This window comes from Kistimonas scapharcae (assembly GCF_039540975.1).
Taxonomy (GTDB): domain Bacteria; phylum Pseudomonadota; class Gammaproteobacteria; order Pseudomonadales; family Endozoicomonadaceae; genus Kistimonas; species Kistimonas scapharcae.
Genome location: NZ_BAABFL010000105.1, coordinates 1 through 1,279 on the forward strand (window position 1 = coordinate 1; position 1,279 = coordinate 1,279).

Genomic DNA, 1,279 nt, shown 5'->3' on the forward strand with positions numbered 1-1,279 from the left:
GTCATTGATTACTCACTGACCACCCCCTGTTTAAGTTGGAAATTTCAGAAGAGGCGACAACTATGCTGGCACAGGGGGCAGGTCATTGTCATAAAGAAAGGGGGGCATAATCCCTATGCAGATGGGTCAGGCTACACCTGAAAAATTAAGACTAGTCTTCCGACAGGAGAAATTGTCTAGCTCTGTCATCGTGAGAATGGTGTAGAGCAGTGTTTACGATCAATGGCTTGTGCAAGTGAAACCATTTTTGCCAAACATATCCCCCTATTCGAACACTGGAGGCATAAAAAAGGGCGGTACCTGAAGGTACCGCCCTTTCTTTTCCACTTGTACCCCAAAGGGTCAGTGACACGATTGTCGCTTAGATAACTTCGATATCTTCAGCCTGAGGACCTTTCTGGCCCTGAGTCACAGTAAAACGTACCTGCTGGCCTTCAGACAGGGAACGGAAGCCATCGCTCTTGATCTGACGGAAATGGGCAAACACGTCAGGACCGTTTTCCTGAGCGATGAAACCAAAACCTTTCTCGTCGTTGAACCACTTAACAGTACCGGTAGTAGTAGACATTAATGTCATCCTTATTCGTTCATATTAATAGTGCATTGCAGCAAGGCGGTTGAGCTAAGAGTAACGCTATTAGTTATGAAGAGCTGGACGAGCTATACCACCCGTAACACACAATCTTGGCATAAAAAATAAAACTCACTTTTAACACTCACCATGTTACAGCAACAATCTGCTACAAGTCATACGTACTATAACTCAGAAAATACTGCACATCGCTACTCGGTTGCTCGTTTATGCGTAAAAATTCTTTTCTTAAGCAGCTTTGGTGATTTTTTATACGTTTTAACTGCCAAGAGCCGCCAAACCATGCCCCTTGACACCAGTACTTCGGAAATCACATAACCATTTGATATATGCACAGAAGCCAATGATTTAACCCGAGACAAAAGAGGAGCGCTTTGCAAAGGGCTGTGATCGGGAAAGCCCAAGGATCAGCTATTCTATTAGAAGGTGGGCATTCTGTGAGAAAGAGAAGCGACTGCAACTCATTGAAACCAGGGCCGAAATGCAAAAAAGGCTCGAAACCGTAGAAGTTTCGAGCCTTGCATTGTTTGGCGGTGGTTGGGTAACGACTAAACCTTTATTCTCTACAATATTTAAAAATATCTTTTTATTCTTTTGTGAAACGGGCTAGGAGCTGTTGACGTTTCACATTGGTAACCAGACAAAAGCACAAGCCAGAGCTACGACACTGACAAAGTTTCGCTTTAG

General features: G+C 43.9%; 1 protein-coding gene. It reads right to left on the minus strand.

Annotated features, from left to right (window positions below):
* Window positions 1-361: 361 nt before the first annotated feature.
* Window positions 362-568, minus strand: a complete 207-nt coding sequence (locus tag ABD892_RS05975) for a cold-shock protein (protein ID WP_345194502.1) — start codon at window positions 566-568, stop codon at window positions 362-364.
* Window positions 569-1,279: the final 711 nt, after the last annotated feature.

What these genes read in the sequence shown, in the direction of transcription:
- ABD892_RS05975 (WP_345194502.1), bottom strand. Translation starts at nt 568, where the DNA reads ATGTCTACTACTACCGGTACTGTTAAGTGGTTCAACGACGAGAAAGGT.